This window comes from Zavarzinia sp., assembly GCF_041650655.1.
Taxonomy (GTDB): domain Bacteria; phylum Pseudomonadota; class Alphaproteobacteria; order Zavarziniales; family Zavarziniaceae; genus Zavarzinia.
This window is the reverse complement of record NZ_JBAZKR010000147.1, coordinates 1-7,560: the sequence shown is the minus strand read 5'-3', so window position 1 is coordinate 7,560 and position 7,560 is coordinate 1. Positions and strand designations below refer to the sequence as shown.

The 7,560-nt window shown below is 68.3% G+C and carries 7 protein-coding genes; 5 read left to right on the top strand and 2 right to left on the bottom strand.

Annotated elements, in window-relative coordinates; genetic code table 11:
• From WC493_RS20675 to WC493_RS20665, 3 genes are all read left to right on the top strand, one after another.
• A partial coding sequence (locus WC493_RS20675) for a di-heme oxidoredictase family protein (RefSeq protein ID WP_373068083.1) occupies window positions 1–252 on the top strand: 252 nt, incomplete at its 5' end.
• 13 nt (window positions 253–265) lie between these two features.
• Window positions 266–1,390 (top strand): imelysin family protein, encoded by a 1,125-nt coding sequence (locus tag WC493_RS20670; RefSeq protein ID WP_373068081.1) that lies wholly within the window; start codon window positions 266–268, stop codon window positions 1,388–1,390.
• A gap of 4 nt (window positions 1,391–1,394) precedes the next feature.
• Window positions 1,395–2,504 carry a DUF1513 domain-containing protein gene (locus tag WC493_RS20665; RefSeq protein WP_373068079.1) on the top strand — a complete coding sequence of 370 codons (1,110 nt, stop codon included), beginning with the start codon at window positions 1,395–1,397 and terminating at the stop codon, window positions 2,502–2,504.
• Window positions 2,505–2,510: 6 nt separating this feature from the next.
• On the opposite strand, the gene fabI is transcribed toward WC493_RS20665, so the two are convergent.
• Together fabI and WC493_RS20655 are read right to left on the bottom strand one after the other, a co-directional pair.
• Window positions 2,511–3,299, bottom strand: coding sequence for an enoyl-ACP reductase FabI (fabI, locus tag WC493_RS20660; RefSeq protein WP_373068077.1), 789 nt, complete (start codon window positions 3,297–3,299; stop codon window positions 2,511–2,513).
• Window positions 3,283–5,016: a PHA/PHB synthase family protein gene (locus WC493_RS20655; protein ID WP_373068075.1), complete on the bottom strand. Its 1,734-nt coding sequence runs from the start codon at window positions 5,014–5,016 to the stop codon at window positions 3,283–3,285. Before WC493_RS20655 ends, fabI begins: the two co-directional genes overlap by 17 nt.
• A gap of 150 nt (window positions 5,017–5,166) precedes the next feature.
• On the opposite strand from WC493_RS20655, the gene WC493_RS20650 reads away from it, so the two are divergent.
• Window positions 5,167–6,150 carry an HlyD family secretion protein gene (locus WC493_RS20650; protein WP_373068073.1) on the top strand — a complete coding sequence of 328 codons (984 nt, stop codon included), beginning with the start codon at window positions 5,167–5,169 and terminating at the stop codon, window positions 6,148–6,150.
• A partial coding sequence (locus WC493_RS20645; RefSeq protein ID WP_373068071.1) for an ATP-binding cassette domain-containing protein occupies window positions 6,147–7,560 on the top strand: 1,414 nt, incomplete at its 3' end. The genes WC493_RS20650 and WC493_RS20645, both read left to right, overlap by 4 nt.

Here is a 7,560-nt window from a genome sequence, read left to right as displayed (position 1 = left end):
GGCGAAGGCCTGGCGGACGGCCGGCCGGAAGCCCGGGCTACGGGGCGACAATGGCGCACACCCCCGCTCTGGGGCATCGGCTTGACGGCCGAGGTCGCCGGTCGTACCGAATTTCTGCATGACGGGCGGGCGCGCGGCCTGCTCGAAGCCATCCTCTGGCATGGGGGCGAGGCGGAGGCGGCCCGCGACCGTGTCGTCGCCCTGAGCCCGGACCAGCGCCGGGATCTGATCGCTTTCCTGAACAGCCTGTAATGGAGCGCGCCCCATGCGCCAGTGGTTCAAGATCCTGACGGTCGCCGGCCTGGTCACGGGCGCGCCCGCCGCCGCCCTGGCACAGGAGGAGGGCGAGCAGCCGAGCCTTTCCGCCCAGGACCAGGCGGCGCTGGCGACCATGAATGCGGCCGTCGTCGACGGCCATGTGATCCCCGCCTTCAAGGCCCAGGCCGAGGCGGGGGCTGCCCTGGCCACGGCCGCCGATGCCTTCTGCAAGGCGCCCGATGCCGCCGGGCTGGACAAGCTTCGCCTCGCCTTCGGCGCGGCGTCCGACGGCTGGCAGAAGGTCCAGCACCTGCGCTTCGGGCCGACCGAGCTTTTCATGCGCTCTTCGCGCCTGATGTTCTGGCCCGACCCGCGCGACAGCGTGGGCCGGCAGTTGGCCGACCTCCTGGCGAAGAAGGACCCCGCCCTCTTCGCACCCGCCGGCCTGGAACAGCAGAGCGTTTCGGTCCAGGGCCTGCCCGCGCTCGAGCGCCTGCTCTATGGCGACGATGCCACCAAGCTGCTGGCGGGCGACGGTGAGGCCAAGCTCCGCTGCGCCGCGGTCGCCGGCATCGCCGCCAATGTCGCGACGGTCGCCGCCCAGGCGCTGGCCGACTGGACCGGCGGTTCGATCGACTATGAGAAGCTGGTCAAGACCGCCGGTCCCGGCAACGACATCTACCGCAGCGCTTCCGAGGCGACGGTGGAACTCTTCAAGTCGCTCTATCTCGCGGTCGAGGTGGTGGCCGACCGCAAGCTGTCCAAGCCGCTGGGCGAGAATGCCGGCGCCGCGCGGCCGCGCCTGCTTGAACAATGGCGGAGCGGGCGGGCGCTGCGCAATGTGATGCTCGACCTCGAAGCGGCCAAGGGCCTGTGGGACGCCGGCATGGGGAGCGCGGTCCGCCAGCGCGACGGCGCCCTGGCGGCCGAGGTCGACAAGGCGCTGGCGGAAGTGCTGAATGCCGCCGGCCAGGTCTCCCCGCCGCTCGAAACCGCGCTGGGTGATCCCGCGCGGCGGCCGGCGGTCGAAGCCCTGGTCGCCAAGGCGACCGCGCTGAAGACGTTGATCGCCCAGAAGGTGGCGCCGGCGCTGGGCATTCCCCTCGGCTTCAACGCGCTCGACGGGGATTGAGGCGATGTGGAACCTGACCCGGCGCGCCACGCTCCGCCTCGCCGCGGCGGCGGCGGCCATGTTGCCCTTCGGCGCGCGGCCGCGGGCGGAGGGGCACCTCTGGTTCGGCACGAGGCTCGACGCCCAGGGCGGCGCCCATGCCACGGCCTTCGACGCCGAAGGGCGGCCGGTGATCGACCTGCCCCTGCCGGCGCGCGGCCATGGCATCGCCGTCTCGCCCGACCGCAAGATCGCGGTCGTCATGGGCCGGCGGCCCGGGCGTTTCGCCCTCGCCCTGAACCTGGCGGACGGTTCGGTCGCGGCGCAATTCGCGCCGTCCGAAGGCTGCGACTTCTGCGGTCACGCCGTCTTCTCGGCCGACGGCCGCCTGCTCTATGCGACCGAGACCGATTGGGAAGGCGAGCGCGGCCTGGTCGGCGTCTACGACGCGGCGGCCGGCTTCGCCCGCGTGGCCGCGTGGGAGAGCGGCGGGCTCGATCCCCACGACGTCCGCCTGCTGCCGGGCGACGGGCGCATCGTGGTCGCCAACGGCGGCATCCTGACCCATCCCGACGCGCCGGGGGCCAAGCTCAATCTCGAAGACATGGATTCGTCGCTCGCCGTGCTGTCGCTCGCCGACGGCTCGATCGAGCGTCACTTCCGCCTGGAACCTGGGTTGTTCCAGCTCTCGATCCGCCATCTGGTGGTCGGGCGGGACGGCACGGTCGGCTTCGTCATGCAATACGAGGGCCCGGCGGAGCGCCTGGTGCCGCTCGGCGGCTTGCTCCGCCCGGACGGCACGCTGCAACTCCTGGAGATGCCGCGCGACGGGCTCGCCGACCTTCGGCAATATTGCGGCAGTGCCGCGGCCGATGCGGCGGGCGAGACTTTCGGCATGACCAGCCCGCGGGGCGGCAGTGCCGCCTTCTTCCGTTTCTCGGACGGGGGCTATCTGGGCAGCCGCGGTCTGTCGGACGTCTGCGCCATCGCGGCCGATCCCGCGCTGGCCGGCGGCTTCTATATCGCCGGCGGCCACGGCGGCATCGAGCGGGTGAGCCCGAGCGTGCGCGCCGAGGTGCTGCAAGGCGACCTGGCGCGCACGGCGCTCTGGGACAATCACATGGCGCTGGCCTGACCGCCCTCAGTCGACGACGTGATAGCCGCCGTCGACGAAGGCGATATTGCCGGTGACGCCGCTCGAAAAATCGCTGACCAGGCCACAGGCGATGGCGCCGACTTCGTCCAGGTCGACCAGCCGGCGGGCCGGCGCCCGGGCACGGGCGGCGTCGATCAGCTCGTCGAAATGGTCGATGCCCGAGGCGGCGCGGGTCTTCAGCGGTCCGGGCGAGACGGCGTTGACCCGGATCCCCTTCGGCCCCAGTTCGGCCGCCAGATAGCGGACGGAGGCTTCGAGGGCGGCCTTCACGGGACCCATGACGTTATAATGGTCGACCACCTGCTCGCCGCCGTAGTAGCTGACGGTGAGCAGGCAGCCGCCGTCGGTCATCAGCGGCTCGGCCGCGCGGGCGAGACGGATGAAGGAATGGACGGAAATATCCATCGCCGTGGCGAAGCCCTGGCGCGAGCAGTCGACTACGCGGCCGTGCAGGTCCTCCTTCGGGCAATAGGCGATCGAATGCAGCAGGAAGTCGAGCCTGCCGTGGCGTTCGCGGATCGCCTCGAAGATGGCGTCGATCTGGTCGTCATGGGCGACGTCGAGTGGCATCAGCAGCTCGGCGCCGACCGACTGGGCGACCGGCTCGACATGGGCCTTGGCCTTGTCGTTCAGATAGGTCAGCACCAGTTCGGCGCCAGCGGCGTAGAACAGGCGGGCGCAGCCGGCCGCGATCGAATCCTCGTTGGCGACACCGACGACGAGGCCGACCTTGCCGGCGAGCACGCCGGACAGAGCCTCAAGCTTGGTGGACATAGGTTCCGGGAGCCTTGCAGACGGGGGCATAGCCGGCATCGGCTGCGCCCATGGGCGGCGGGGCGACCAACGCATGCCCCGCCTGCAATTTCTCGAGCCATTCCGCCCAGGCGGGCCACCAGGAACCTTGATGATGCGGCATGGTGGCGGCCCAGGTTTCCGGCTCGACATGGGTATCGTTCGCCCCGTGGTAGGCGATCTGATAGTTGCGATGCGGATTTTCTGGACCGGCGACGATCCCCGCATTGTGGCCGCCGTTGGTGAGCAGGAAGGTGACGTCGGTATCGGTCAACTGAATGATTTTGAAGACCGAGCGCCAGGGTGCCACGTGATCGGTTACGGTGCCGACGGCGAAGATCGGGCAGCGGATGTCGGTCAGGGCGATGACCCGGTCGTCGACCTTGAAATGGGCCTGGGCCAGGGCGTTCTCCAGGAAGAGCCGGCGCAGGTATTGCGTGTGCATGCGATAGGGCATGCGGGTGGCGTCGGCGTTCCAGGCCATGAGATCCATCATGTCCTCGCGCTGGCCGAGCAGATAGTCGTGGATCAGGCGCGACCAGATCAGGTCGTTCGAGCGGAGAAGCTGGAAGGCACCGGCCATCTGCCCGGTTTCCAGGAAGCCGCGCTGCCACATCATGTCTTCGAGGAAGGTGACCTGGCTCTCGTTGATGAAGAGGGCGATCTCGCCGGGTTCGGTGAAATCGGTCTGGGCCGCGAAGAGGGTGACGGAGGCGAGGCGGTCGTCATGGTCGCGCGCCATGGCGGAAGCCGCGATCGAGAGCAGGGTGCCGCCCAAGCAATAGCCGGCCGCATGGATCTTCTGCCCCGGCACCACGGCGCTGACGGCATCGAGCGCCGCCTTGATGCCCAGGTTCAGATAGTCTTCGAAGCCGAGGTCGCGGTCGCCTTCGTCCGGGTTCTTCCACGAGATCATGAACACCGTATGGCCGCGGTCGACCAGATATTTGACCATCGAATTGGTCTGCGACAGGTCGAGAATGTAATATTTCATGATCCAGGCCGGCACGAAGAGGATCGGCTCGGCATGGACTTCCTTGGTGGTCGGGGAATATTGGATCAGCTCGATCAGGCGATTGCGCAGGATCACCTTGCCGGGTGTCACGGCCAGATTCCGGCCGACTTCGAAATGGTCGCTCGCCGGCTTCTCGTGGGCCAGCTTGCGGCCTTCGTCCTCGAGATAGTTCTGGATGCCGCGCACCAGGTTGGCGCCGCCCTGCACGACCGTCTGTTCCAGCACGACCGGATTCGTGGGGATGAAATTGGTCGGCGCCACCATGTCCAGCATCTGGCGCGTAATGAAGCTGACGACGTTCAGATTGGCCTGAGTCGCCCCGCGCACGCCGGTCGTCGCCTCTTGCCACCATTGTTCGGTCAGCAGGAAGGATTGTTCGAACAGATTGAACGGATAGCGCTTCCAGGCCGGGTCGTCGAAGCGGTGATCGCCCTTGCTGGGGACTGCCGGTGCCGGTGCATCGCTTTCCGGATCGAGGGCATGGTGACCGGCATAGCGCAACAGCTTGGTCGCCTGGGCCGCCGCCTTTTCGATCAGTTCGATCTGCTTGCCGGGCGACGCCGCCAGGTTGAGCGCCCAATCGCTATAGGCGCCGAGCAGCGCCACCGGCGACAGGCCGCCGCTCAGACGGGCGATGGTCGACTTGACCATACGGTCCAGGTTCGAAGTGGAAGGCCCGGTCATCATCTACTCCACGCGTGGAACGGTTCCAGGTAGCATCGACTGTTGCAGCGCAGCATTGACATTTATCATGGCATTGCGTGGCGGCGCGGGTGATGTCCTTTATGTGCATTGCGGTATCCTGCCCGGGATCTTTGACGGGAATATGTTAAGATGAAATCATTGCGCTACGTCGCCCTGGTGCTGCTCATCGGCGTGGTGGCTGCCGGCGGCTATTGGTTCTGGAAAAGCCGGACGGCCGGCGCCCTGCCGGAGGGAATCGCCGCCGCCAACGGCAGGCTCGAAGCCGATCAGGTCGATGTTTCGACCAAGATGGCCGGCCGCGTGATCGAGATCCTGGTGAAGGAGGGCGATTTCGTGCAGGCCGGCACGGTGATCGCCCATATGGACCGGGCCGAGCTGGATACCCAGATCGACGGCGCCAAGGCGCAGATCGTGCAGGCCGAGAAGGCCGCCGCCTCCGCCTCCGCCGCCGTGACCCAAGCGGAATCCCAGGTTGCGCTCGCCCAGCAGGAATTCGATCGCGCCAACGCCCTGCACGACAAAGGCTATCAGTCGGTCGAGGTGCTGGATCAGCGCCGGGCCCAGCTCCAGGTGGCCCAGGCCAATGTGACCGCGGCCAAGGCGAACGAACAGCAGGCCCAGGCAGCGATCGATACCGCCAAGGCGGCACTGGCCCGCCTGAACACGCTGGCCGACGACACCACCCTGGTCGCGCCCCGCGCCGGCCGCGTGCAATACCGCCTGGCCGAGCCGGGCGAGGTGCTGGCCGCCGGTTCCCGCGTGATCACCCTGCTCGACGTCGCCCAGGTCTATATGACGGTCTATCTGCCGGCGGCCCAGGTCGGCCGTCTGGCGCTGGGCAGCGAGGCGCGCCTGGTGCTCGATCCGGTGCCGCAATATGTCCTCCCGGCCATCGTCTCCTTCGTGTCGGCCGACGCCCAGTTCACCCCCAACGCGGTCGAGACCAAGGACGAGCGCGACAAGCTCATGTTCCGGGTCAAGCTCTCCATCGATCCCGATCTCCTCGACCGCTATCAGGCGCAGGTGAAGACCGGGGTGCGCGGCATGGGCTATGTCCGTTTCGACCCCAAGGCCGAGTGGCCCGAGAACCTGGCCCTGAGGCTGCCGCAGTGACCGAGACGGTCGCCGTCCTGGAGGGGGTCTCGCATCGCTATGGCCCCGTGGCGGCGCTGGACGGCGTGGATATCGCCATCCCGGCCGGCTGCATGGCCGGGCTGATCGGGCCGGACGGGGTCGGCAAGTCGACCCTGCTCGCCCTGATCGCCGGGGTGCGCAAACTCCAGACCGGCCATGTCCAGGTTCTCGGCGGCGATATCGCCGAGCGCGGCCACCGCCAGCGCTGCCTGACGAGGGTCGCCTATATGCCGCAGGGCCTGGGGCGCAATCTCTATCCGACGCTGTCGATCTTCGAGAACCTGGATTTCTTCGGCCGGCTGTTCGGCCAGCACACCGCGGAACGCCGCGCCCGCATCGCCGAACTGGTCGCCGCGACCGGCCTCGCCCCCTTCGTCGACCGGCCCGCCGGCAAGCTCTCGGGCGGCATGAAGCAGAAGCTCTCGCTCTGCTGCGCCCTCATTCATGATCCCGACCTGCTGATCCTCGACGAGCCGACGACCGGCGTCGATCCCCTGTCGCGCCGCCAGTTCTGGGACCTGATCGACCGGATCCGCGCGCGCCGCCCGGGCATGAGCACGGTGGTCGCCACCGCCTATATGGAAGAGGCGGAACGCTTCGACTGGATCGCCGCCATGGACGGCGGCAAGGTGCTGGCGACCGGCACGCCGGCCGAACTCAAGGCCAAGGTCGGCGCCGACACGCTGGAAGCCGCCTTCATCCGCCTGCTGCCGGAAGAGCAGGGGGCAGCGGCCGGCGTCGTGGTGCCGCCGCGCCCGGCCGACGGCGCCGACATCGCGATCGAGGCGACCGGGCTGACTTGCCGTTTCGGCGCCTTCACCGCGGTCGACAACGTCTCCTTCAAGATCGAGAAGGGCGAGATCTTCGGCTTCCTCGGCTCCAACGGCTGCGGCAAGACGACGACGATGAAGATGCTGACCGGGCTCCTGGCGCCGACCGAGGGCGAGGCCCTGTTGTTCGGCCAGAAGCTCGACGCCGACGACATGGAGACGCGGCGCCGGGTCGGCTACATGTCGCAGTCCTTCTCGCTCTACGGCGAACTGACGGTGCGCCAGAACCTGGACCTGCACGCCCAGCTCTTCCACCTCGATCCGGCCGAGGCGAAGCAGCGGATCGCCCAGGTGATGGCGGATTTCGACCTGACCGAGGTGGCCGCCAGCCTGCCGGACGACCTCCCCCTCGGCATCCGCCAGCGCCTGCAACTGGCGGCGGCGGTGCTGCACGGGCCGGACATGCTGATCCTGGACGAGCCCACGTCCGGCGTTGATCCGGTCGCGCGCGACGAATTCTGGCGCTATCTCGTCGACCTCTCGCGCAATCGCGGCGTCACCATCTTCATCTCGACCCATTTCATGAACGAGGCGGAACGCTGCGACCGCATCTCGCTCA

Bases quoted from the DNA above. Each gene is read 5' to 3' on its own strand.
- WC493_RS20670 (WP_373068081.1), top strand. From the start codon at position 266: ATGCGCCAGTGGTTCAAGATCCTGACGGTCGCCGGCCTGGTCACGGGC.
- WC493_RS20665 (WP_373068079.1), top strand. From the start codon at position 1,395: ATGTGGAACCTGACCCGGCGCGCCACGCTCCGCCTCGCCGCGGCGGCG.
- fabI (WP_373068077.1), bottom strand. From the start codon at position 3,299: ATGTCCACCAAGCTTGAGGCTCTGTCCGGCGTGCTCGCCGGCAAGGTC.
- WC493_RS20655 (WP_373068075.1), bottom strand. From the start codon at position 5,016: ATGACCGGGCCTTCCACTTCGAACCTGGACCGTATGGTCAAGTCGACC.
- WC493_RS20650 (WP_373068073.1), top strand. From the start codon at position 5,167: ATGAAATCATTGCGCTACGTCGCCCTGGTGCTGCTCATCGGCGTGGTG.